This is a genomic window from Paenibacillus sp. NRS-1760, from assembly GCF_050467785.1.
Classification (GTDB): domain Bacteria; phylum Bacillota; class Bacilli; order Paenibacillales; family Paenibacillaceae; genus Pristimantibacillus.
The window spans coordinates 304,459-327,702 of record NZ_JBITPK010000006.1; the positions used below are offsets into that span (position 1 = coordinate 304,459).

The 23,244-nt window shown below is 48.8% G+C and carries 23 protein-coding genes; 5 read left to right on the forward strand and 18 right to left on the reverse strand.

Features of this window, described 5'->3' with window-relative positions; all coding sequences use genetic code 11:
- Positions 1-194 precede the first annotated feature (194 nt).
- Genes ACIFSR_RS03885 through ACIFSR_RS03895 form a run of 3 tightly spaced genes read left to right on the forward strand, consistent with a single transcriptional unit; the run spans position 195 to position 1,982 of the window.
- Positions 195-404, forward strand: a complete 210-nt coding sequence (locus tag ACIFSR_RS03885) for a hypothetical protein (RefSeq protein WP_076268302.1) — start codon at positions 195-197, stop codon at positions 402-404.
- Complete coding sequence (locus tag ACIFSR_RS03890; protein ID WP_339208845.1) at positions 394-1,659, forward strand: DNA polymerase IV; 1,266 nt, start codon at positions 394-396, stop codon at positions 1,657-1,659. The genes ACIFSR_RS03885 and ACIFSR_RS03890 overlap by 11 nt, the downstream gene beginning before the upstream one ends.
- Positions 1,656-1,982, forward strand: a complete 327-nt coding sequence (locus ACIFSR_RS03895; protein ID WP_339208844.1) for a YolD-like family protein — start codon at positions 1,656-1,658, stop codon at positions 1,980-1,982. The genes ACIFSR_RS03890 and ACIFSR_RS03895 overlap by 4 nt, the downstream gene beginning before the upstream one ends.
- 189 nt (positions 1,983-2,171) lie before the next feature.
- On the opposite strand, the gene ACIFSR_RS03900 is transcribed toward ACIFSR_RS03895, so the two are convergent.
- Positions 2,172-3,467: a DUF2515 domain-containing protein gene (locus tag ACIFSR_RS03900; protein ID WP_339208843.1), complete on the reverse strand. Its 1,296-nt coding sequence runs from the start codon at positions 3,465-3,467 to the stop codon at positions 2,172-2,174.
- A gap of 168 nt (positions 3,468-3,635) precedes the next feature.
- On the opposite strand from ACIFSR_RS03900, the gene ACIFSR_RS03905 reads away from it, so the two are divergent.
- Entirely contained in the window at positions 3,636-4,331 is a 696-nt protein-coding gene (locus ACIFSR_RS03905; RefSeq protein ID WP_430055059.1) for an SOS response-associated peptidase, read from the forward strand.
- 62 nt (positions 4,332-4,393) lie between these two features.
- On the opposite strand, the gene ACIFSR_RS03910 is transcribed toward ACIFSR_RS03905, so the two are convergent.
- From ACIFSR_RS03910 to ACIFSR_RS03930, 5 genes are all read right to left on the reverse strand, one after another.
- Positions 4,394-4,681, reverse strand: a complete 288-nt coding sequence (locus ACIFSR_RS03910; protein ID WP_076268279.1) for a stage VI sporulation protein F — start codon at positions 4,679-4,681, stop codon at positions 4,394-4,396.
- Between the two features lie 70 nt (positions 4,682-4,751).
- Complete coding sequence (gene recG / locus ACIFSR_RS03915) at positions 4,752-6,803, reverse strand: ATP-dependent DNA helicase RecG (protein WP_076268278.1); 2,052 nt, start codon at positions 6,801-6,803, stop codon at positions 4,752-4,754.
- Between the two features lie 7 nt (positions 6,804-6,810).
- Positions 6,811-7,665, reverse strand: coding sequence for a DegV family protein (locus ACIFSR_RS03920; protein WP_430055063.1), 855 nt, complete (start codon positions 7,663-7,665; stop codon positions 6,811-6,813).
- 33 nt (positions 7,666-7,698) lie between these two features.
- Complete coding sequence (locus ACIFSR_RS03925) at positions 7,699-9,426, reverse strand: DAK2 domain-containing protein (RefSeq protein WP_339209594.1); 1,728 nt, start codon at positions 9,424-9,426, stop codon at positions 7,699-7,701.
- Between the two features lie 56 nt (positions 9,427-9,482).
- On the reverse strand, positions 9,483-9,842 hold the full coding sequence (locus ACIFSR_RS03930; protein WP_076268275.1) for an Asp23/Gls24 family envelope stress response protein: 360 nt from the start codon (positions 9,840-9,842) through the stop codon (positions 9,483-9,485).
- A gap of 293 nt (positions 9,843-10,135) precedes the next feature.
- Here ACIFSR_RS03930 and rpmB point away from each other — a divergent pair, with 293 nt between their 5' ends.
- Positions 10,136-10,324, forward strand: a complete 189-nt coding sequence (gene rpmB, locus ACIFSR_RS03935; protein WP_053375639.1) for a 50S ribosomal protein L28 — start codon at positions 10,136-10,138, stop codon at positions 10,322-10,324.
- 99 nt (positions 10,325-10,423) lie between these two features.
- On the opposite strand, the gene spoVM is transcribed toward rpmB, so the two are convergent.
- The 12 genes from spoVM to coaBC form a co-directional block, all read right to left on the reverse strand.
- On the reverse strand, positions 10,424-10,504 hold the full coding sequence (gene spoVM, locus ACIFSR_RS03940) for a stage V sporulation protein SpoVM (RefSeq protein WP_010345573.1): 81 nt from the start codon (positions 10,502-10,504) through the stop codon (positions 10,424-10,426).
- 121 nt (positions 10,505-10,625) lie between these two features.
- Positions 10,626-10,901, reverse strand: coding sequence for a hypothetical protein (locus ACIFSR_RS03945; protein ID WP_076268274.1), 276 nt, complete (start codon positions 10,899-10,901; stop codon positions 10,626-10,628).
- Between the two features lie 11 nt (positions 10,902-10,912).
- Positions 10,913-11,557, reverse strand: a complete 645-nt coding sequence (gene rpe, locus ACIFSR_RS03950) for a ribulose-phosphate 3-epimerase (RefSeq protein ID WP_430055067.1) — start codon at positions 11,555-11,557, stop codon at positions 10,913-10,915.
- A 5-nt stretch (positions 11,558-11,562) separates the two neighbouring features.
- Positions 11,563-12,537: a ribosome small subunit-dependent GTPase A gene (gene rsgA, locus ACIFSR_RS03955; RefSeq protein WP_339208838.1), complete on the reverse strand. Its 975-nt coding sequence runs from the start codon at positions 12,535-12,537 to the stop codon at positions 11,563-11,565.
- Entirely contained in the window at positions 12,488-14,596 is a 2,109-nt protein-coding gene (gene pknB / locus ACIFSR_RS03960; protein ID WP_430055070.1) for a Stk1 family PASTA domain-containing Ser/Thr kinase, read from the reverse strand. The genes rsgA and pknB overlap by 50 nt, the downstream gene beginning before the upstream one ends.
- 5 nt (positions 14,597-14,601) lie before the next feature.
- Positions 14,602-15,363, reverse strand: a complete 762-nt coding sequence (locus ACIFSR_RS03965; RefSeq protein WP_076268271.1) for a Stp1/IreP family PP2C-type Ser/Thr phosphatase — start codon at positions 15,361-15,363, stop codon at positions 14,602-14,604.
- A gap of 7 nt (positions 15,364-15,370) precedes the next feature.
- A complete protein-coding gene (gene rlmN / locus ACIFSR_RS03970; protein WP_430055073.1) occupies positions 15,371-16,417 on the reverse strand; it encodes a 23S rRNA (adenine(2503)-C(2))-methyltransferase RlmN in 1,047 nt (348 codons plus the stop codon).
- A gap of 101 nt (positions 16,418-16,518) precedes the next feature.
- Positions 16,519-18,033, reverse strand: a complete 1,515-nt coding sequence (gene rsmB / locus ACIFSR_RS03975; protein ID WP_430055076.1) for a 16S rRNA (cytosine(967)-C(5))-methyltransferase RsmB — start codon at positions 18,031-18,033, stop codon at positions 16,519-16,521.
- Positions 18,030-18,986 (reverse strand): methionyl-tRNA formyltransferase, encoded by a 957-nt coding sequence (gene fmt / locus ACIFSR_RS03980; RefSeq protein ID WP_339208835.1) that lies wholly within the window; start codon positions 18,984-18,986, stop codon positions 18,030-18,032. The genes rsmB and fmt overlap by 4 nt, the downstream gene beginning before the upstream one ends.
- Before the next feature lie 4 nt (positions 18,987-18,990).
- Complete coding sequence (def, locus tag ACIFSR_RS03985) at positions 18,991-19,476, reverse strand: peptide deformylase (protein ID WP_218639590.1); 486 nt, start codon at positions 19,474-19,476, stop codon at positions 18,991-18,993.
- Between the two features lie 42 nt (positions 19,477-19,518).
- Positions 19,519-22,011 carry a primosomal protein N' gene (gene priA, locus ACIFSR_RS03990; RefSeq protein ID WP_430055080.1) on the reverse strand — a complete coding sequence of 831 codons (2,493 nt, stop codon included), beginning with the start codon at positions 22,009-22,011 and terminating at the stop codon, positions 19,519-19,521.
- Positions 22,011-23,222: a bifunctional phosphopantothenoylcysteine decarboxylase/phosphopantothenate--cysteine ligase CoaBC gene (gene coaBC, locus ACIFSR_RS03995; protein WP_430055083.1), complete on the reverse strand. Its 1,212-nt coding sequence runs from the start codon at positions 23,220-23,222 to the stop codon at positions 22,011-22,013. Before coaBC ends, priA begins: the two co-directional genes overlap by 1 nt.
- Positions 23,223-23,244 lie beyond the last annotated feature (22 nt).

The following is a 23,244-nucleotide window of genomic DNA, read 5'->3' on the forward strand; positions in this document are numbered from 1 at the left end:
GATGTAAATATGTACTGTCCTATTTGTGATTGGTTTTCATGCTGCCCTGCGTATAGCTATTCGTACGTCTAATCGGACTGCGAAGCTGTTCTCAACCAAACCTTGTCAATAATAACCACAAATAACCTCTAGTATAAGAACGTGCGTTCTGTATATAATAAGAACAAACGTTCTTGTTATGGAGGAGATGCATCATGACAATGGAAAAATGGTTCAGCCTAGTCGGTTGTGTCGTAGATGTGATTTATATGAGCAAAAAAGGCAAGTTTACGAAACGAAGGATTCGTGTCCTATCTGTGAGAGACGGTTATGTCAGAGCCTTTTGTATAGACTCCGGCGCACAGCGCGTCTTTCTTGCGGCAAATGTATTAGCAGCAGAGCTGGTGAGCCGAAATGTCTCTTAACAAAGTCATTATGCTTGCGGATTGCCAATCGTTTTATGCATCGGTGGAGAAGGCGGAGCATCCCGAGTATCGCCATCTGCCGGTTGCTGTTGCGGGCGACCCCGAACGACGCTCCGGCATCATTCTGGCTGCTTGCCCGATCGCCAAGTCATTTGGAGTAACGACTGCTGAGCGGCTGGGAGACTCGCTGGCGAAATGCCCGGATTTAATTATCATCAAACCGCGCATGCAGCTGTATATCGATGTTTCTATGATGATTACGAGCATTTATCAATCCTATACAGACCTCGTCGAGCCTTATTCGATCGATGAGCAATTTCTTGATGTGACGGGCTCGCTGCATTTGTACGGCTCACCGGATGACCTGGCTCATCATATCCAAACCCGCATCCAAGAAGAGCTTGGAGTGTACACCCGTTTCGGTATTGCGGAGAATAAAATTTTGGCTAAGACGGCCTGTGACAACTATGCGAAAAAAAACGATGCAGGCATTTACACCCTCTCAAGAGACAATCTTGAGGATACGCTTTGGACCTTGCCCGTCTCCAAGATGTTCATGGTCGGCAGCCGGATGACGAGGCACTTCCAATCGATGGGACTGGAGACGATCGGCCAATTAGCGGCAACGCCGCTTGAGAAGCTGAAGCTGATGATGCGCCGTAAATTCGGCAAAAACTCCGATATCAACGCGGAGCTGTATTGGAACATCGCAAACGGAATTGACAAAAGTCCCGTAACGCCGGGCACACATCAGGTTGCGCCCAAGGCCATCGGGCATATGATGACGCTCCCGCGTGACTATGGGAAGCTGGAGGAGATCAAAGTTGTACTGCTTGAGCTGACCGAGCTCGTTTGCCAGCGCTGCCGAGGCAAAGGATATATGGGGCATGTCGTTTCCGTCGGATTAATGGGTGCCGATTATGATCGGCCTACAGGCTTTAGCCGTCAGATGAAGATGGACGATCCGACAAACGTCACGAATCAGGTTTATCGGGCCGCGGTAGAGCTGATGCTGCGGCATTGGGACGGTTATCCCGTAAGGAAGGTTGGCGTCAGCCTATCGCAATTTTCGCAGGATGACGAATATCAGCTTTCCCTGTTTGATCCGAACCGTGAGAAGACGATGGCGCTTGAGCGGGCGACGGACGCCTTGAAGAGGAAATATGGGGATGCCACTATTTTGAGAGCGGTGTCCATTACGGACGCGGGGCAAGCGCAGCACCGCTCTGAGAAGATCGGAGGACATTACAAATGAGAAAAAAACTTGAAGGCAACGGACTTTGGGAGTCGAGCCGGATGATGCTGCCCGAGCACAAAGTCGCAATCAATGAGCAAGAGAAGACATTGCGGCTGCGTGAACGGGTGGAGCTAGATGAGCAGGAATGGGAACATGTAGCCCGCTCCGTGACAGAATCGCTGCAGCAGCGGCAGCCCATTACGCTCCGGTTATTTCATCCGCAAGAGGAACTGACCGTCAGCGGAATCGTCGACCGCGTAGATCAGCTGAAAGGCCGCTTCATGGTCGATGGCGAATGGTTCTCTATTTACGATATTGAAGGCGCTGCAGCTTGGGAATAAGGAGTGCCCTGTTCCAATAGCTTCGCTCAAAGCAGCCTAAAGTAGAATCATCCATGAACAGGAACTGCTCAACTGGCAGGAGAGCCAACGAAGCAGTTCCTGTTTTCCTTTGATATTATTTCGTATCGCTTCTGGCCTCTTCCCTCGATCTCGTCCAGCTCCGCCAACAAGTGTCGAAGTTCAGGGGCTTCACTTATTGCCACGCTGCACCGCAAGAACAGCCAATTCGATCTTGTTAAGCATGAGCCCATATTCATTCGTAATTTCAAAAGAATGCGGCATTGGCAGCTTTTGAAAATAAGGCGAAATATCGGCAACGGACGTAAACCAATCCCCAGGCTCCGGCATTTCAAGGGGTTGATCGTTCCACGCTGCACTAAGCTCTGGGCTGTAAAGCGGCTCAGCACCAGGCTTTAACCGTGCACCCAGCAGACGCTCCTTATAAATTGGCTGTGGAGGCTGCTGACGTACACGCGTAAACATATGCGGCGCGTAGTCGGCACGCGAGCCTGTATGCTTAACCGCAGCAGCGAAGGATCTAGCTCCTTCATAGACGCGCGGTACACCGAATAACATCGCATATAAACGTTTGCCGAATTCAATTCTCTCTTCTATATTTTCAAACCGCTCCAAAATAAGACCAGAGAGCCGCAGCGCAAACGCTCCTTCCCCTTTTCCCTGGTCATTGCCATAGGGGAAAATAACCCCGTTCAGCTGAAGCAGCGATTGCAGACCAAAAAATAACGTATGCAGCACCTTCTCTCGAAAAAAGGGATGCTGTACAACACGCTGTTCGATATAATGCTGCTCATTAACGATTAATGCGATCGTGAGCGGCACCGCGTCACGATCTCGCCAGTACTGCTTCCAGACCGGCGCCATAAACGAGGATACGCCAAAAGCAGGCAGCAGATGGAACAAGCTCCTCCCCTCGCGCCTGCTCCGTTCATACAAGAGCAGCTGCGGATAAGCATCTTGAAATATCAATGCATTCGCCTGCTCCAAAAAACGAAACACAGCTAACCGCTGTTCCGAGTTCAGCAGCCATGGAAGCCACTCGCCTTGCAAGTCAGTCATATTCCAGCCGCCATTACGGGACACCATATGCGCAAGCAGCGCCCAGTGCAGCTCCGGAGTGCGGAAATACAAAATACGATAAGCTTCCGTTCTCGTCACGTTATTCCGATTGGCAGCAGCAGTCTCAGCGCGAATTCGTTCAATTAGCGCAAGCTCCTCTTCATTCCAGCTTGTCACCGCTGAAGCATCCGCAGATTCAAAATGCTTCGACCATGCATACTTCAGTTTTGCAACGGAAGAAGCTGAAAGCTGCAGTGGTATTGCTTCCGCAATCATCGCATCCGATGCACTCATTGCCCCCCACTTGCCTACTGCATAGTCAAACGCAGCGCTGGGGAGCGCGAGCAGCTGCCCTAGCCAGTAACCGAATGTACGGCGATAAGACCGTCCCTCATGCTTTTTGTCCATTGTCAGTGCTCCTCCTATCGCGTCGTTGACTATACAAGCTTGTTGCCTAGTTTAAACCCTCTAGTATCCAGTATCAGCCACGGAGCAGTTCGTCATACTGTGTATGCAACATATGCGATTCGAGCGCACACGATGTATAATAAAAGCATTAGAAAGGAGATGACAGCCATGTGCGGAAGGTATACACTCACAGTTACGTTGGAAGAGCTGATGGTTAGGTATATGATTGAAGAAACGATGGTACCTTTTCACCGTCCGAAATATAATATAGCTCCGAGCCAGCAGGTGCTGACCATTATAAATGATGGCCAAAATAATCGACTAGGCGAGCTGAAGTGGGGACTTGTGCCGCCATGGGCGGATGATCCGAAAATTGGTTTCCAGATGCTGAATGCTCGATCAGAGACAGCAGCGAGCAAACCTGCCTTTCAAGCCCCGCTGCAGCGCAAGCGCTGCCTCATCCCTGCCGATGGTTTCTATGAATGGAAAACGACAGCACAAGGCAAGCAGCCAATGCGCTTCGTGCTTAAGAACCGCTCCTTATTCAGCATGGCCGGTCTGTACGAGACCTGGATTTCTCCTGAAGGGACCAAAATAAATAGCTGTACGATTCTAACAACTACGCCAAACGAGCTCATTTCCGAGGTTCATGATCGCATGCCGGTCATTTTGCGACCCGAGGCTGAGCAGCTGTGGCTGAACCGCGCGGTAACGGACGTTAAGATGATCACTCCACTCCTTAAGCCATACTCATCGCATGAGCTTGAAGCTTACCCTGTCTCCCTTGCAGTCGGAAGCGTCCGAAACGACGACTCTTCTTTAATCGAGCGCATTGAAGTGGACGAGCAGCTCGAGCTATGGTAGCAGCAAACCTAGCGGAACGATGTTCCCGTTGCCAAATAAAAAAAAATCGCTGACCAAAGCGGTCAGCGAAACATCCCCCACAGTTTCAGCAAGTGAAACGTGTTGTTCGGGTCAATCTTTTGCGCCATAATGAAAGCAACAATCTGGTCTTCCTGTGTATCCGTAAGCTGCTCCTGCAAAATAACGGACGCCGCTTTCACAAGCCGTCTAACCTTTGGCCGGTCTTGCAAATCGTATTTGGTCACATTTCCTAGCAGGTCCCTAATCCGTTCCTTCACAGCAGGGTTTTTCATTTTGTATTTAACACGCTCGACCAGCTGAGGCTTAATCCCATAGTTTTGGTAACTCACTTCGTTGACACCTCCATCAGGCAATCCAGTCACATCGTTAAACTATATGCCGAAAGGAGGTGAATATTGCCTAGTCCAGCTGTTCCCCTTGAAAAAATTGATCCTGCTCCAGCAAGCTGCGCAATCTAACGAACGACTCATTTGTCCAAAAATCATCTCGTCCTGTTAATTCAGCAGCATCATCCCTAGCAAGCTCCAGCAGCTCATAGTCAGCGACCATGTCAGCCAAACGAAACTCAGGCAAGCCGCTTTGCTTCGTGCCAAAAAAATCGCCCGGACCACGAATCTCAAGATCCCGCTTAGACACTTCAAATCCGTCATCCGTGTCCGTCATGACCTTCATTCGCTCGCGTCCCGTTTCTGATTTCGGATCGGCTACTAATATACAATGCGATTGATGCTCTCCCCGCCCTACACGTCCTCGCAGCTGATGCAGCTGGGATAATCCGAATCGCTCCGAATCCATAATGATCATAAGTGTCGCATTAGGAACGTCGACGCCTACCTCAACGACCGTCGTCGCCACAAGCACATGCGTTTCATTTGCGCCAAAAGCACCCATCACGCTTTCCTTCTCCGCAGCTGAAAGGCGTCCATGCAGCAGGCCTACCCGCAAATCTGGAAACGACTGCTGCGTTTGCACATACAGATCAATCGCATTTTGCACATCGAGCTTCTCCGACTCCTCGATCAGCGGGCAGATGATGTAAGCTTGACGCCCCTTGTTTACTTCTTTCCTTATAAAAGCGAGCACACGCTCCATCATGCTGTGCTTAACCCAATACGTCTTAATCGGCTTGCGCCCATGCGGCCGCTCGCGAATCGTCGACACGTCCATATCGCCGAATGCGGTAATCGCCATCGTTCTCGGAATCGGCGTTGCTGTCATCGTAAGCACATCAGGGTTCATCCCTTTGCGCCGCAGCACGCTCCGCTGATTGACGCCGAAACGATGCTGTTCATCCACAACGACGAGCCCAAGGCTCCGAAAAAAAACATCGTCCTGAATTAGAGCATGCGTTCCAACGACGATATCAATCATGCCCATTTGAAGCCCCGCAAGCACATCCCTGCGTTTGCGCTCTGTTACACTTCCCGTCAGAAGAGCAACCTCAATTCCGAGCTCTGCGAACATTTTTGTAAGCGAGCGCATGTGCTGATCAGCCAGTATTTCTGTTGGCACCATCAAAGCCCCTTGATGACCTGATTTCACCGCAACATACAGTGCAATAGCTGCCACAACCGTTTTGCCGGAGCCAACGTCGCCTTGAAGCAGCCGATTCATGCAGGACGGCCTTCTCATATCGACACAAATTTCATTAACGACCTTCTTCTGGGCATCTGTCAGCTCAAACGGAAGGGTTGCGGCAAATTGACGAATCGTCTCACTCTCAATCCGATGTGCGATGCCATCATTCCGTTTGCGATTAAGAGCCCGATACGCTTGGAGCTTCAACTGAAACAGAAACAACTCCTCGTATACCAATCGTTTGCGCGCCTGCAGCCCTTCCTTCGTATCATCCGGCAAATGAATGCGATGCACCGCGTCGCGTCTGGGCATCAAATGATGCTGCTCCACAAGCTCAAACGGCAAAATCTCTTCAATCATCGACCCATATTGCGTCAACGCTTGACGCACGGTCTTACGCATCCAAGGCTGTGTGATGCTTCCGCCTACCGAATAAACCGGCTGCAGTGTTCCCGATTTAGCCGGTCCGCCGCTGCCAGGAAACTCCGAGTCCGATATCGTCATTTGCAGGCGCTGCTGTTCCCACTTGCCCGTAAGCATAATCTCACGGCCAATGACAAGCTGGTCCTGCAGAAAATGCCGATTAAACCAGACTGCCGTCACGAGCCACTGTCCAACCTCAACCTTGCATGTTAATCTTGATTTACTTTTTCCATATCGCTGCAGCATAGGAATGCCTCGGACATGTCCTAGAACGGTCACCTTCTCGCCTTCCTTTACATCGGTCAGCTCCCGAATGCGATAATCCTCATAGCGAAATGGAAAATAATCAAGTATATCCGCCACTGTTCTCACGCCAAAGGCGTGAAGCTCCAATTCCTTGGGAGCACTCACGCCTTTGATTTGCCGAACAGAAATTTGATCAAGTGTCATTTTACGATCACATCCTGTACATAAACACGGCCGATGTGCCAGGTCCCGTATGCGTGCCGATAACAGCACCTACCGTCGTCCAGTTCATTTCTTGTACATTGAACTGGGCTTTCAATAGCTCACACAAATCCTCAGCTGTGTCTTTACTGAAAGAGTAAGCCATTGTCATACCGACCGGCTCATCGCCATACGTTTGTTTCAATAATTCAATGATACGAGCCATCGCCTTCTTAGAGCCGCGCACTTTATCTACAGCTAGCACAACCCCATCTTTGTCCAAAGATAAGATAGGCTTTATGTTGAGTATTGAACCGATCAACGCGGATGCTTTGCCAATTCGTCCGCCCTTTTGCAAATATTCCAACGTATCGACTAGAAAGTATAAATTAGTACTGCGCTCAAGCCGCTCAATCTCTTCGATAATCCGTTCTTTCGATTCGCCTGCTTGTGCCATTTCGGCAGCTCTCACAACACGTAGTCCGAACCCGTATGAAGCAGATTTAGAATCGATTATCGTAATATCCGCTTCTTGCTCGAGCATGGAATGAGCAATGACAGCCGATTGATACGTACCGCTGAGCGCGGCCGACAAATGAATAGAAATAATAGGTGAATCAGCGTCCTCCGCAATCAAGCGCTCATATACTTCTGAGAACTCGTTTGGTGATGGCTGAGATGTTGTAGGAAGAACAGATGACTGCGCAAGCTTCTCGTAGAATTGTTCGGACGTAATCGTCACCGCATCTAGAAACGTCTCCTCGCCAAACAGCACCTTAAGGGGAACTACCGATATCCCCAAGCGCTTCTTGACCTCTTCCGGAATATCAGATGTGCTATCCGTTACTATTCGGACCTTTCCCATGGCCATTTCCTCCCATTGTTAGAACGATTACATTTACTCCAAAGCAAAAACATACGGATACAGCGGTTGTCCACCTTTTTGCAATTCAAGCTCCAGATCAGGATACTGCTCCCCGATCCATTCGCATAACGACGCCGTTTCGGTCGCTTCCGCATCCTCACCTGACAAAATCGTCAGCAAATCTCCGCCTGTATCGAGCATGTTCGCAATGAGGGATTGGCAGGCTTCGAGCAAGTTTGCTTTGGATACAACTATCGTTTTTTCTTTAATGCCGATGTAATCGCCCTCGCGAATATCCACACCTTCAATGGTCGTATCTCGCACAGCCTTTGTTACTTGTCCCGACATAACCTGCTCAGCAGCGTTTTTCATCCATGCGCTATTGCGTTCAGCCGTCTCGTCATCCTTAAAAGCAAGTACTGCTGCTAAACCTTGAGGTATCGTGCGAGTTGGGATAATCGTAACATTCCGCTCGCTAAGCTCAGCAGCTTGTTCAGCTGCCAAAATAATATTTCCGTTATTCGGTAATATATAGATATGCTCTGCTGACAGAGCCTCGATCGCCTTCACAAAATCTTCTGTGCTCGGATTCATCGTCTGACCGCCAGACAATACCGTATCCACTTCATTCTCGAGGAAAATGTTCGTAATCCCCTCGCCTAGAGCAACAGCAATAATTCCAAACGGCGCCCATTCAAATACTTGACCAGGCGGAACTCCCTGTACGGCCTGCCCTGCAAGCAGTTCTGCTGCAGAATAGTCAACAACGGCAGAATCCTCTGCCTCATGCTCAAGCAAATCACGATGCTGCTCGCGCATATTAAGAATATGAATATCGGTTAATTCTCCGTAAGGAAGCGATAGGTTCAGTACGTCTCCCGGTTTGCGAGAGTGTACATGAACTTTAATAATATCGTCTTCTGTTATGACCAATATAGAGTCTCCATCTTTCCCAAGAGCACGTTTGTAAGCGGATTCATCAAAAAACGCTCCCGCTTGTCCGCTTAACTTGCGATTGATAAAAAATTCCATATCGTATAAAAATTCAATAGCTTCCGTCGCTAAGCGTGCTTGTGCCGAGATCGGCTCTTGCTTGCGAATTGGTGGCACGATAATAGGAACAGCCACTTCTTCAGGTGGAGCTGCTTCTGACGGCATCGAATAAGCATCAAGCTGGCCATCGATTTCTGCTAGGCTGCGTACGAAGCCCTCATAAATAAACACGAGACCTTGTCCGCCAGAATCGACTACGCCAACCTGCTTTAGTACAGGCAATAAATCAGGCGTACGCTGCAAAGCTTCATATGCCTTCTGATGCACCTCGTGCATCAACTCAGCCACGTCACTCGTTCTACGGGCGTACTGAACGGCATGCTTCGCAGCTTCCTTGGCAACGGTAAGAATCGTTCCTTCTACAGGCTTTACGACAGCTTTATAAGCGAGGTCAACACCGTATTGCAAAGCAGCGGCTATTTGCACCGTTCCCGCTTCTTCAAGACCGGCAAGCGACCTGGAGAAACCTCTGAACAGCTGTGACAAGATAACGCCGGAATTGCCCCGAGCCCCCATCAGCAGCCCCTTAGATAAGGCTTCTGTCGTTTTTCCAATGCTGCTTGACGGCTTGCTGCGCAGCTCGCGAACGCCTGAGGACATCGTTAAGTTCATGTTTGTTCCCGTGTCGCCATCCGGCACTGGGAATACATTTAATGCATTAACGTGCTCTGCGTTTCGCTGTAAATAATCCGCGCCGAGCAGTGCCATTGCGGTAAAATCAGATCCGTTTATAAAGCGCTTACTCAACGAAATTTCCCTCCCTGTTACTTAAGTACCCTGACATCCTGCACAATTATATGGACTTCTTCCACTTGTAGACCGATTACGTCGTTCAGCACATATTTTACCTTGGATTGAATGTTATGCGCTACCTCGGAAATTTTTGTTCCATAGCTTACGATGATGTAGAGATCAATATGCAATTCTTCATTTACTCGTCTAACTTCAACGCCGCGAGTCAAATTGTCTCGTCCGAGCAACTCGGCAATTCCGTCCTTTAGCTGTTTGCGTGAAGCCATCCCGACAAGTCCATAACAATCCATGGCCGCAGAGCCCGCAATAATGGCTATGCAATGGTCTGAGACATGTATGGAACCTAATTCTGTGCTTAGCTGCATTGGCATGGAAATACACTCCCTTACTGTATGTATTATGGACTAAGTATTATTGTACTATAAACGGCTCCTTTATAGAAGTCTGTTCAATAAATCCAGTTATTCTGCATGGTTGCTCGCTTTAAAAGCGATAAAGAACATCCTTGTCCTTATATTTAGGTTGAACAGAACCAATGTTTGTGATACGATATTCAAGTGTGTTTAAATGTTATTTCGCTTACGAATGAAATTTTCCTCACGCATAACGAAGCCATATTAATGGAATCCGTTTTGTTCAAGCAAGATTTAAAGGAGGTGTAGTCATGTCCCGCAAATGTTTTCTTACAGGTAAAGCACCTGGTAAAGGTAACAACGTTTCCCACGCAAACAACAAAACTCGTCGTTCTTGGGGCGTAAACGTGCAAAAGGTTCGCATTTTGGTTGATGGTAAACCGAAACGTGTTTATGTTAGCACACGCGCACTTAAAGCTGGTAAAGTTACACGCGTATAATGATGGCAATGGCCATAGACAAAAGCACCTGAGCGCTCAGGTGCTTTTTTTTTTGCTTTTCTACGATCACGGCCGAAGGGTGTCCTGCAGCATCTAGACCTAATTTTTTTGGAAGGTATTCAAAATCGCCTTTACGAACCCGCCCAAAAATTTAGGCAGTTTGATTGTATAAAATTTCATGCCTCATCCCTCCTCAGACACGCTCATCGAATTTATCCGTGACAACATTACTACGCTCATGTAAACATCCTATGCGTCGTCAGTTTGTCCTATTCCATAGTGCGTCTGAGGGGAAAGCCTATTATGCGCCCGTTATTGGCATTGGATTATCTCTTATGTATATAATAGCCGCTCCAACGACAGCAATTAGTAAATAAAATACGATCGATAGCGCGAAAAAAGCGATTCGCATTCCTAGCTTTTCAAATCTCCGGAAAAAGCGAATGCCCACGTACAATGCGAGCAGCGAGAAGAGATACCGATAAAAATCAGATATCATCGAGAATAGCGCTAGCAGCAGTCCGGCAAGAAATGTATACATCAACAGCCAGAGTGTTGTTTTCAACCGTTCATTCATCGCAGTACCTCCTAGCGCAATACCGCGATTGCCGCGGCTCGGTCTACCTCTGAGAACACGGCACTTCCTGCCACGAGCACATTAGCGCCAGCTTCACGAATGACTGCTGCCGTTGTTTGATTAACACCACCGTCAACCTGGACATGAACATCATCTAGTCCCTGCTCCTCCAGCATCGCACGAAGCTGGCGCAGCTTCACAAGCGAATAAGGAATGAACTTCTGACCCCCAAATCCAGGGTTAACCGTCATAATAAGCACGAGATCAAGATCATGCAAAATAGGCTCCAGCACAGATACAGGTGTTGCCGGATTAATTGCTACGCCCACAGGCAGCCCTTTTTCTCTTATGTAATGGACGGTTCTATGCAAATGCACGCAAGCTTCAGCATGAATAGTAATGCGGTCCGCGCCTGCTGCAATATAGTCCTCAATTGAAAGTTCCGGACGTTCAATCATCAAATGCACATCAAAAGGAAGCTTCGTCACAGGCCTGATAGCTGAAATGACCGGCGGTCCAAAAGTTAGATTGGGGACAAAATGACCGTCCATCACGTCGATGTGAATCCAATCTGCTCCTGCCGCTTCGACAGCTTGAACTTCCTCTCCTAGCCTTGCAAAGTTGGCCGATAATATGGAAGGGGCAATAATCGTCATAGTTGTTAGTACCTCCGTTTTTTCTCTCTCATCTCCGTCAAAAACAGCAAGTAGTGGTCATGCCTGCTTTTTTCTATTTTCCCGCTCTCAACCGCAGCAAGCACGGCGCAGCCTGGTTCACTTACATGCGTGCACCCACGGAATTTACAATCGGGAGACAGCTCGCGCATTTCTACAAAACAATAACCTAAATCTTCGATTCCCAGCTCCTGAAAGTCCAGCTGGCTGAAACCTGGTGTATCAGCGACTAAGCCGCCTCCAATTTCAATAAGCTCCACATGCCTCGTTGTATGCTTGCCTCGTCCAAGACGATTGCTGATTTCATTTGTCTCCAGCTTAAGACCAGGAACGATCGCATTAAGCAGTGATGACTTGCCTACGCCTGATTGTCCGGCAAATACGGCCATATGTCCTTTCAACTTTTCTTGAAATGGAGCAATGCCTTCTCCTAAACGAGAGCTTGTCCCGAACACTTCATATCCAAGTGCTCTGTATATACGATTAACGGAGGCAGCCGCAGCTTGCGCCTCCTCCGTTTCCAAACCGTCTTTCTCTAAGTCCTGCTTGCTTAAGCATAATACTGCTGGTATGCCTGCATGCTCGATATGCACAAGGAACTTATCCAGCAATTGCAAATTCAGAGCAGGCTCTGTAACCGAAAACACAAGAATCGCAAGATCGATATTCGCAACTGGCGGTCGAATAAGCTCTGATGTACGAGGCAGCAGCTCCTCGACGGTTCCTTCACCGTTCTCCGTCAAGCTATACATCACTGCATCGCCTACAAGCGGCGTTAAGCCCTTATTCTTAAAGACGCCTCTAGCGCGGCATTGGACTGTTGCTGAGTCCGACGCCGCATTCTCCGCCCTTACGTAGTAATAACCACTGAGTGCTTTTACTATCGTGCCTTTGAGATGACCCTCTTTGCTATTATGGCTGTTGCTGCTCTTGCTGCTGCTCTTCTTCGATTGGCTCATCATTGTTTTGGGTAACCTCCGTTTGTGTCGGCGCTTCTGTTTCCTTCACTTCATTACCCGGAATAGTCAAATTGGATGAATTCGTGCCATTGACTATTTCTTTGTACGTAATTGTTTTGATATCAATAAACTGATTGTCTCGGAATACCGTTACTCTGGCTTCCGTATCCGGTGAGACAAGAACGGTAACTACGAAGGTTTCCATTCCTGTAATTTTACGTTTCTCTGATACGATATTTTCACCGCGTGCATCGGAGTATTCAATTCGAACTTCACTTGCTTTGCCTGCTTCCGCCGGTGAAATCATAATATTAAACTTATGCTCTTTCGCATCGGCTGGCGGCCCTGAGCTGACAGTGATTGTAATTTTTTCCCCTTTGGTTACTTTCTCATTAGGTTGGAATGGACTTTGGCTAATGACATGATCCTTCTCATGCAAATAACTCGAAGCATACAAAATATCAGCTTTGTCTAATGTAAGCTCGTATGCTTTGATTAAATCCTTGGCTACATCAAGCGGCTTGTTAATTAAGTTAGGCATCTCAACGGTCTCGCGGCCTTTGCTGACCACGAATTTAAATTCAACCGATTCAGGATTGTAGGCTTCACCCGGTTTTGGCGACTGCTGAATGATCGTATCTGGAGCTTCTTCACTGAAAACAGGATCTTCAATTACGATTTGATCCTCTGTTATCCCAAGTGCAATTAGCTCATCAATAGCGGTCTGCAGCGCTTTCCCAACATAATTATCAATTTCTTCCAGCTCAGGTCCGTCACTCACCGTTAATTGAATTAGGGAGCCTTCTTTGACTCGCATATTCATCTTTGACTGACTTATAACCTGATCCTTCGGTATTTCCTTGTTATGCTCGCGAATGGTTGGATCTTCTATCTTAAGCCCCGCGCCCTCAATCATTTGACGCGCTTCAATTTCGGTTTTGCCTACGACAGTAGGCACGTCTACTTCTGCAACATCAAGCACCCCAAGAAGTTTGATGAAGCCAAATATAATAATCGCCAGTATGAGCAGTGTAACACCTACGACAGTAAGCGGTTTTTTCCAGCTCTTGGACTTTGGCTGCAATTCAACTTCTTTTTGCTGCTCATCATTTGCCGAGTTGACAGGCCGCGCGATCTCTTGTGTTGTTTCTGTTGGCCGAATATCGCCACGAATAGCAGGCATCACTCGCGTCTCTTCCAAATCATTAACATGTGCGAATGTAATTTTGGGTTCCTTCAACCGATCGGGACGAAGGCAGGTATCCAAATCTAGCAGCATTTCATGTGCTGAATTATAACGTTCACTTGGATTTTTACGCATCGCTTTGAGAATAACATTCTCAACGCTTTGCGGAATATGCGGATTAACGATTCGCGGCTCCTCGAAATTTTCTTGCAAATGCTTCAAAGCTACGCTGATTGGGCTCTCGCCAAGAAACGGCAGCTTAGCTGTCAGCATTTGATAGAGCACGATGCCGAGCGAATATAAGTCAGACTTTTCTCCGGTATTAATTCCTTTGGCATGCTCAGGGGAAAAATAGTGAACCGATCCGATAACCGAGCCTGTCTGTGTAATCGTGGATGAAGTAACCGCCCTTGCGATACCAAAATCCGTAACCTTTACACGACCATTTTTGCCAATTAATATATTATGCGGCTTAATATCACGATGAATAATGTGATTTTGATGCGCGTGATCAAGCGCATCTGCAATTTGCATAGCAATGCGCACCGCTTCATCTGGCTGCAACGGCGCTCGTTCTTGTATAATTTCATTCAAATTATGGCCTTCTATATATTCCATAACGATATAATGCGTATCTTCTTCTTGTCCTACATCATAAATGCTGACGACATTCGGATGAGATAGCGCAGCTGCTGACTGTGCTTCACGACGGAATCGGCGAATAAATTCTTCATCATGCACAAATTGCTGCCGCAGCACCTTCACTGCGACTTTTCTATTTAGCAGCACGTCATGCGCTTTATACACAAGCGCCATCCCGCCGCCGCCTATGCGAGTCAATATTTCATAACGTCCGCCTAAATCCTGTCCAATCATCCTTGTCACCCCTCTCGATTCGTGCCAGCTGCTTCTTGGAGAAGTACGACAGTTATATTGTCGTCCCCGCCTGCTTGCAGCGCAAGCGAAATGAGATGATCAGCTTTTGCATCCAGCTCAAGTTGATCCGTCGTGACCGTTTGCAGCATTTCCTGATCGCTCACCATATTTGATAATCCATCGCTGCACAGCAGCAGCACGTCCTGTGCGGACCATTCTACCGCTTGAACATCGATTTCAACTTGAGAATCCGTACCAACTGCGCGAGTCAGTACGTTGCGCCTTGGGTGGTGAGCAGCCTCCTCTGCGCTAAGCTGGCCAGACTTGACCAACTCATTCACAAGTGTATGATCATTCGTTAATTGTGTAATGACGCCCTCGGTAATCTTGTAAGCGCGACTGTCTCCCACATGGCCAATAATAGCGTTGTCCTGTTTCACTAAAGCGGCCACGATCGTAGTACCCATATTCCGATACTGCTCGTTCTGGGAAGCAAGCTCAAAGACAGCGTCATTCGCCTGCGAAATCGCTTGTCTTATGAGCATTTTTCCTTCTTGCAGAGACAAGTCCTCTTTTGCGGCGCTTTTCTCCAGCATGCTTCGGAAAGCGTCAACTGCTCTCTGGCTTGCAACGTCTCCAGCCTGATGGCCGCCCATGCCATCAGCTACGATGGCAAGCGTTACTCCATTATTCAGTTGACTTACCCATGATTGGTCTTCATTGACATGACGAACCCGTCCAATATCACTGCGGTTTGCCGTTAACAATCAATCATCACCTCGCCTGAGACTCCATATGTTTTGCTCTTAATTGGCCGCATGCAGCTGCAATGTCATGCCCTTGTTCCCTGCGGATCGTTACACTCACTTTATTTTTCTCAAGTACACGCTGGAATTCAAAGATGTCCTCGCGCGGAGTTCGAACATAATTACGTTCAGGGACATGGTTTACAGGAATCAAGTTAACATGGCAAAGCATTCCTTGCAGCACGTCTGCCAGCTCCTGCGCATGCTCAGCTTGATCATTAACACCGCCGATCAAGGCGTATTCAAATGTTATTCTCCGGCCAGTCTTCGCAATATAGTTATGGCAAGCTGCCATTACATCAGCAAAAGGAAAACGACGGTTAACCGGCATTAGCTTTGAGCGAAGCGCATCATTTGGTGCATGGATCGATAGTGCCAAGTTGATTTGTGTATTCTCCTCGGCAAACTTGTACATGCTCGGCACGATGCCGCTAGTCGAAACCGTAATGTGACGCTGACCGATGTTAAGGCCTTTCTCGTGGATCATAATACGCAAGAAAGCCATCGTTGCATCATAGTTTTCGAACGGCTCTCCAGAACCCATAATAACGATGCTGGATACACGTTCTCCGGTAGCATCAAGCATCATCTGCGCTGTAACAACCTGCGCTACGATCTCGCCCGCAGTCAAGTTGCGTTTCAAGCCGCCAAGCGTCGAAGCACAAAACGTACATCCGATTCGGCAGCCGACCTGTGTAGTTACACAAATACTGTTGCCGTAGTTATGGCGCATAATAACAGTCTCAATCGCGTGGGCATCATGAAGTCCGAATAGAAACTTCACGGTTCCGTCCTTCGATTCAAACTTTGTAATCTCATTAAGCGTAATAATTTGGAAGTTCTCCTCCAGCTTATCGCGAAGGGTTTTCGATAGGTTGGACATATCTTCAAAGCTCTTTACCCGCTTCACATATAACCAATCAAACAGCTGTCCGCCGCGAAATGCCGGCTCACCATTATCTGTCATCCATTGTTGAAGCTGTTCGAGCGTGTAGTCATATATGCATGGTTTCATTTCATCACACCTGTACCTTTATAGTAGGACGGCTCATAGAAGCTGAACACCGCCATCGATTTATTTTACCACAAACGCCCATGTTCAGCCATAAGCAGCGATTATGGACGCTTTACCATCCTTGCTATGAAAAATCCATCACTGTCAAAATGCTGTGGAAGCAGCTGAGCTTGACCATTAAAATGCTCATCGATGGCTCCAGCTTTCATCAACTGATCAACGATAGCTTCTGGCCAATTGCGATCCAATTCAAATTCAGGATGCTCCTGCAGAAACCGAGCTACTTGCTGCTCATTTTCTTCCTTCTCTATCGTACATGTGCTATAAACAAGCACACCGCCAGGGCGCACTAAATCACATACTGAATGCAATAAACGCTGTTGAATGGCAGCAATATCCGATACATCACCTGCGGTTTTAGTCCATTTGATTTCTGGTTTACGTCTAATAACGCCGAATCCAGAGCATGGTGCGTCAAGCAGCACGGCATCCATCGATTGCGGTTTGAAGCGCTCGCCTAATTTGAGAGCATCTTCGGTAATCGCTTCAACATTACGAAGCTTCAAGCGCTCGGTTTGCGTCACAATTAAATCACGTTTATGCGCATGCAAATCATTCGCCCAAACCTTGCCTTTGCCGCCCATCAGTTCTGCCAAATGCGTGCTCTTTCCACCTGGTGCCGCGCAGCAATCCAGCACTTGCATGCCGGCTTTTGGCGCTACAACTTCAGCTACCAGCATGGAGCTTTCATCCTGTACCGACCAAACACCCTCGCGGAATCCGTCTGTATCGGCCAGATTGCCTCCGCGATTAATCGTAATACCTGCAGGAGCAATGACAGAAGGCTCAGCCTCATATCCTGCTGCTTTTAGAAGCTCGATCGCCTCTTCACGAGTGCCCCTTAGTGTATTAGCGCGAACGCTTGTATGCGGATGTTCATTGCCCGCAGCGCAGATAGCTTCTGCCTGCTCATAACCGTAAGCCGTAGACCAGCGGCTTACGAGCCATTCTGGATAGGAATGCCGCAGCGCAATTTGCATAATTGGATCTTTATGTTTAATTTCAGCTGGCTGCAGCTCAGCTCGTCCGCGATCGATACTGCGGAGCACGCCGTTAACCATACCTGAAATACCTGAATGTCCGCGTTTCTTTGCAATCGTAACCGCTTCATTCACAGCAGCATGTGCCGGAATTCGATCTAAGTACAATAGCTGATAAGCACTCATTCGAAGCAGCTGATGTACCCAAGGCTCAAGCTTATTCAGCCCTTTGGATACAAAGCGGCTAAGCCAGTAATCAAGCGTCACTTGTCGCTGAATCGTGCCGTAAACAAGCTCGGTAACAAGCCCAGCGTCCGCTCTCTGCAAACCTGCATCCTGCAATGTGCGATTAAGCTGCAAATTGCTGTATGCACCGGTTTGTGCGACCTTTACTAATGTATCCATTGCCAGCTCACGGGGAGATTTCACCTTTCGCGGTGCCGGCTGCTGCTGGCCGTTTTGAGCAGACTGCCCGCCGGCAGCAGGTCGTTTATGACCAGCTTTCGCTCCGGATTTTCCTTTTGCTCGATTGCTGCTATTGCGATTTGGACTTGGTTTTTGTGTACTTTCCGTCATGCTGCTCCACCATCTCCTAATCGTGTGCCCGCTTCTAAGCGTGCACCCTTAAGCCAATCTGCTGCGGTCATCGTTCTTTTTCCAGCGGGCTGAATTTCTTTCAGCACTAGTACGCCTTCACCCGTTTGAACGTGAATGCCGCTGCTGTCTGCTGCAACTACGGTCCCTGGCTCAGCAGCAGCATTAGCTGCTGTGGCTGCCGAAGGAACTCCGCAATTCCACACTTTGAATACTTCTCCGTTTAAGTACGTAAAGGCGCCGGCCATTGGCGACAAACCTCGTACCTGATTAAAGATGGCACGCGCAGGTCTTGTCCAATCAATTCGTTCATCATCGCGTGTCAAATTCGGTGCATAGGTTGCTTGCTCGTGCTGCTGCGGCTCGGCTTTTACTTCTCCAGCAACGATAGCAGGAAGCGTCTTGCCAAGCAGTTCAGCACCTGCGATGCTCAGCTTCTCAAACATTGTGCCTGATGTATCCTCATCGGTAATTGGAAGCTCCACGACGCTAATCATATCGCCCGTGTCCAGTCCTTCTGCCATATACATAATCGTCACGCCAGTTGAACTCTCGCCATTTATGATCGACCGCTGTATAGGTGCGCCGCCGCGATATTTCGGCAGCAGCGAGCCATGCACGTTGATGCATCCAAGTCGAGGGATTTCCAGCAGCGCCTTCGGCAATATTTGACCGTAGGCTGCCGTTACAATCAGATCCGGCTGCATCTCAGCAACCATTGCAACCGCCTCCGCACTGCGCATGCGCTCAGGCTGGAGCACTGGCAGTCCAAGCGACAACGCCGCTTCCTTTACAGGCGGCGGCGTCAGCGTTTTTTTGCGGCCCTTCGGCCGATCAGGCTGTGTTACAACAGCGACAACATTATATTGCTGCTCAAGGAGCAGCTTCAAAGAGGGAACGGCAAATTCTGGCGTCCCCATAAATACGATACGCATGAAGCTATTCGCCGCCTTTTCTAGCTCTTTCCGAAATGTCGTAGATGCTCTCCGCCAAATCGGTAAACAAAATGCCGTTCAAATGATCAACTTCATGCTGGAACGCGCGAGCGAAGTAACCAGATGCTTGAACGGTAAACGTCTGTCCGCTGCTGTCTTGTCCGGTTACCACAATGCGATCAGCACGCAGCACGTCGCCATTAAGATTCGGAATGCTAAGGCAGCCCTCAGGACCAAGCTGCTCTCCTTCTTGCTCTACGATGACGGGATTAACCATCTCGACCAAACCATTCTCATCGCCTACATCTACTACAATAACACGCTTCGAGATGCCGATTTGCGGCGCAGCAAGACCTACTCCCTCTGCATCGTACATCGTTTCAGCCATATCTTTTAACAGCTTTTGCAAGTTTGCATTAAATTTCGTTACTTCCTTCGCCACTTCCCTCAATACCGGATCTGGCTCTTTTACAATTATACGGATACTCATAGTATTCCCTTCCTTTACGTTCATTAAAATAGTAATAGCTATTTATAATATAACTTGTGGATCTACGTCAATACTGAATTGCACCTGGCGCTGCGGCGGACCATCCGTAAACGGGACGAGTGCCTTGCGAACAAGGGCCGAAGCATCGATACTCCCACGATATTTTATCACACATTGAAAACGGTAGCGATCTTTCATTCTCGAAATTGGCGATGCTACTGGTCCAAGCACCTCTAGCGCTCGACCAAAACCGCTGCTTAGCGAAATAAGGACGCCTTCATTTTCCGCTAATTCTCGCAGATCAGAAGCAAATCGTTCACTAATGGAAGATAGCAGCGGCAGCTGCTCATGAGACATCGTAACGAGAATCAGTCTGCAATAAGGCGGATAGCCCATTGCACTGCGATGACGCAGCTCTTCACTTACAAAAGCAGTGTAATCATGCTGCTGAGCGGTCACTACTGCATAATGCTCGGGAGCATAGGTTTGAATGACGACTTCACCTGGCAAATGATGCCTGCCTGCACGTCCCGCAACCTGTGTAAGCAATTGAAACGTTCGTTCTGCTGCGCGAAAATCAGGTAAATTAAGCGATGTATCGGCAGCAATTACGCCAACTAGAGTAACAAAAGGAAAATCAAGACCTTTCGCTACCATTTGCGTACCGAGCAATACATCCGCTTTACGCTCGCCAAACTGCTTCAGAAGCTTTTCATGCGAATTCTTTTCTGTAGTTGTATCCACATCCATGCGAATAACACGAATGCCCGGGAACAGCTTCGAGAGCTCTTCCTCAACCCGCTGCGTTCCAGTTCCAAAATAACGAATATGCTCGCTTTGACAAGAAGGACATGTGGTTGGGGCCTGCTCGGCATGCCCGCAATAGTGGCAGCGCAGCGCCCGTGATTTCTGATGATAGGTCAATGAAATATCGCAGTGGGGACAAGCTGCAGTATAGCCGCAAGACCTACACATCACAAATGTTGAGTAACCGCGTCTATTTAGAAGCAGCACCGATTGCTCTCCGCGCTCGAGCCTATCAGCAAGCGAGCTGTGAAGCAAGCGGCTGAACATCGAGCGGTTGCCTTCCTTCAGCTCCTCGCGCATGTCGATAACGGCAACCGGCGGAAGCGGTCTGTCGCCAACACGGCTAGGCATTGGCAGCAATGCCGGCTCGCGGCCTTCGTCACGGGCAGACAGCGGCCGGCTAGCCGCTGCAAAGGATTCCAGCGATGGCGTTGCCGAACCAAGAACGACTGCCGCTCCATGCTGCTTCGCTCTTCTGACCGCCACATCACGTGCATGATACTTCGGACTTTCCTCCTGTTTATAGGAGGATTCATGTTCTTCATCAATTATAATAAGCCCAATTCGTTCAAAAGGTGCAAAAATAGCGGAGCGTGCGCCAATGGCTACCTGAACTTGGCGGCTGCGAATTTTTCGCCACTCATCGTATCGCTCGCCATTCGAAAGCCGGCTATGCAGCACAGCAACTGCGTCGCCAAACCGTCCTTTAAAACGCTCAACCATTTGGGGCGTCAGTGAAATTTCAGGAACGAGTACAATGGCCTGCTTCTCCTGCTCCAAGCAAAATTGAATCGACTGCAAATAAACTTCCGTTTTCCCGCTTCCCGTTACGCCATGCAGCAGCATCGTCTGAGGCTCGCCCGCATCAACAGCTCTAACGATACGGTCATAAACATCTTTCTGGCCTTCTGTCAGCTCTAGCGGAGTCGTTCGTTCAAATTCTCTACCCGCATAAGGATCGCGCTGCTGCTCTACCTCTCTAAGCTCAAGCAGCCCTTTCTCTGCGAGTGAACGAACACTTGCCGCAGAGCCCCCTGCCAAAGCGAGCAGCTGCTGCATCGCCAGTGGTCCGCCATGCTCCAGCATAAAGGCAAGAACTTCACGCTGCTTAGCCGCACGAGAAGGCAAGGCTTCCATCTGTACGCGTACAGCCTCCACATTATCTGGCACATATACGGTCAGCACCTTGCGTACAGCCAGTCGATCGCGAATTGAAGTTTGTTCGACCAGCACACCTTCGCGAAGAGCAGCCTTAACGGCCTTTGCATGCTCAGGAAAACGCTCCAGCAGCACTTCAAGTTTAACAAGCTGTCCACTGCTGCCTAGCCACTCCAGCATAGCTGGCGGCAGATCCACCATTGCTGCTTCTTCGTCTTGAATGCCAACCAGCCGTTCAGCCTTTCCCTTCAAGGCTGCCGGAATCATAGCCTGAAGCGCTGTCGTCCATGAGCAGCAATATTTATCGCTCATCCATCTCGCAAGTTCAATAAGATCCGGCAATAAAGGCGGAACATGATCGAGCAGCTCTGAAATCGATTTTAATCGATTTATAGCAACATCTGTCGTCTCCGACAATTCCGTGACAAATCCTTGCAAGACGCGGCCGCCAAAAGGAACGCCAACGCGGCTGCCGACCTCAATCCAATCTTCAAAGGCTGCAGGCACTTCATAGTCAAACGGCCGATCCGTCTGGCGGCTCGGCACGTCAACAATTACTTTAGCAATCATTAGCCGTTCCCTCCAGGAGACACTAGCCGTCCTGCAATCAACTCCAGCAAGCGATTCGCAACCTCACGCTTAGACAATAGCGGCATCTTCTCCACAAGTCCTTCTGCGCCATATACTTGCACAATATTGGTATCTCCGTTAAAGCCCGCTCCGTCCTTGCTTACATCATTAGCAACAATGAGGTCGCATTGCTTGCGGCGCAGCTTGTCCATCGCATAATGCTCGATCTGCTCCGTTTCTGCAGCAAAACCAACAAGAAACTGCTTCTGCTTGTGCTGTCCCAATGTCTCCAAAATATCCTTTGTACGCTCTAGCTCGAGTACGAGCTTCTCGCCTTTTTTCTTCATCTTCTGATCGCTCACATGTGCTGCTCGATAATCGGCTACCGCTGCCGATTTCACGACAATATCCATGTCGTCATAGATGCTCGTAACAGCTTCAAGCATTTGCTGCGCGGACTCCACATGAATGACCTTCACACCTGCAGGAGGCTCTGCTGAGGTACGGCCCGCAACTAAAGTTACATCAGCGCCCATCATCAGCCCTGCCTCAGCAATTGCAAAGCCCATCTTGCCTGACGAGTCATTGGTCAAATATCTTACCGGGTCCAGTCGCTCAATCGTTCCACCCGCGGTAACAAGCAATTTTTTCCCTTTTAGCTTACCGTTTTTGCTAAACCACGAGTCGATTGCAGCTACGATATCTTCCGGTTCAGCAAGGCGTCCTTTGGCAACATAGCCGCATGCGAGCTGCCCAGTGCCAGGCTCAACAAACATCACGCCGCGCGACGCCAGCAGTTCCAAATTATGGACAACGGCTGGATGCTCATACATATGTACATTCATCGCTGGCGCTATGAGTACCGGACAAGTAGCAGCAAGCAGCGTTGTGCTAAGCATATCATCAGCGTGACCTCCGGCTAGCTTTGCTATTGCATTAGCTGTAGCCGGAGCAATGACGATTAAATCCGCATGATCTGCCAAATGAATATGAGAAACTACCGCTGGATCTCTCTCATCAAACGTATCGATATATACGGGATTGCGAGATAACGTTTGCAACGTGAGCGGCGTTATAAATTTTGTTGCCGATTCAGTCATGATGACGTTCACATTAACGCCCGCCTGCACCAGCTTGCTGCAAAGCGCTGCGCCTTTATAGGCTGCAATTCCGCCTGTGATGCCGAGTATAATTGTTTTTCCTTTTAGCATGGTGTATCTCCCGTCAAGCGTA

Coding starts and splice junctions, on each gene's coding strand:
- ACIFSR_RS03920 (WP_430055063.1), bottom strand. CDS start 7,665: ATGGGAAAGGTCCGAATAGTAACGGATAGCACATCTGATATTCCGGAA.
- ACIFSR_RS03900 (WP_339208843.1), bottom strand. CDS start 3,467: ATGGACAAAAAGCATGAGGGACGGTCTTATCGCCGTACATTCGGTTAC.
- def (WP_218639590.1), bottom strand. CDS start 19,476: ATGAGTATCCGTATAATTGTAAAAGAGCCAGATCCGGTATTGAGGGAA.
- rsmB (WP_430055076.1), bottom strand. CDS start 18,033: ATGACGGAAAGTACACAAAAACCAAGTCCAAATCGCAATAGCAGCAAT.
- ACIFSR_RS03890 (WP_339208845.1), top strand. CDS start 394: ATGTCTCTTAACAAAGTCATTATGCTTGCGGATTGCCAATCGTTTTAT.
- pknB (WP_430055070.1), bottom strand. CDS start 14,596: ATGATTGGACAGGATTTAGGCGGACGTTATGAAATATTGACTCGCATA.
- ACIFSR_RS03905 (WP_430055059.1), top strand. CDS start 3,636: ATGTGCGGAAGGTATACACTCACAGTTACGTTGGAAGAGCTGATGGTT.
- rpe (WP_430055067.1), bottom strand. CDS start 11,557: ATGACGATTATTGCCCCTTCCATATTATCGGCCAACTTTGCAAGGCTA.
- ACIFSR_RS03945 (WP_076268274.1), bottom strand. CDS start 10,901: ATGAATGAACGGTTGAAAACAACACTCTGGCTGTTGATGTATACATTT.
- rsgA (WP_339208838.1), bottom strand. CDS start 12,537: ATGATGAGCCAATCGAAGAAGAGCAGCAGCAAGAGCAGCAACAGCCAT.
- coaBC (WP_430055083.1), bottom strand. CDS start 23,222: ATGCTAAAAGGAAAAACAATTATACTCGGCATCACAGGCGGAATTGCA.
- ACIFSR_RS03930 (WP_076268275.1), bottom strand. CDS start 9,842: ATGCCAATGCAGCTAAGCACAGAATTAGGTTCCATACATGTCTCAGAC.
- recG (WP_076268278.1), bottom strand. CDS start 6,803: ATGACACTTGATCAAATTTCTGTTCGGCAAATCAAAGGCGTGAGTGCT.
- ACIFSR_RS03925 (WP_339209594.1), bottom strand. CDS start 9,426: ATGGCACTGCTCGGCGCGGATTATTTACAGCGAAACGCAGAGCACGTT.
- priA (WP_430055080.1), bottom strand. CDS start 22,011: ATGATTGCTAAAGTAATTGTTGACGTGCCGAGCCGCCAGACGGATCGG.
- ACIFSR_RS03885 (WP_076268302.1), top strand. CDS start 195: ATGACAATGGAAAAATGGTTCAGCCTAGTCGGTTGTGTCGTAGATGTG.
- fmt (WP_339208835.1), bottom strand. CDS start 18,986: ATGCGTATCGTATTTATGGGGACGCCAGAATTTGCCGTTCCCTCTTTG.
- rpmB (WP_053375639.1), top strand. CDS start 10,136: ATGTCCCGCAAATGTTTTCTTACAGGTAAAGCACCTGGTAAAGGTAAC.
- spoVM (WP_010345573.1), bottom strand. CDS start 10,504: ATGAAATTTTATACAATCAAACTGCCTAAATTTTTGGGCGGGTTCGTA.
- rlmN (WP_430055073.1), bottom strand. CDS start 16,417: ATGAAACCATGCATATATGACTACACGCTCGAACAGCTTCAACAATGG.
- ACIFSR_RS03895 (WP_339208844.1), top strand. CDS start 1,656: ATGAGAAAAAAACTTGAAGGCAACGGACTTTGGGAGTCGAGCCGGATG.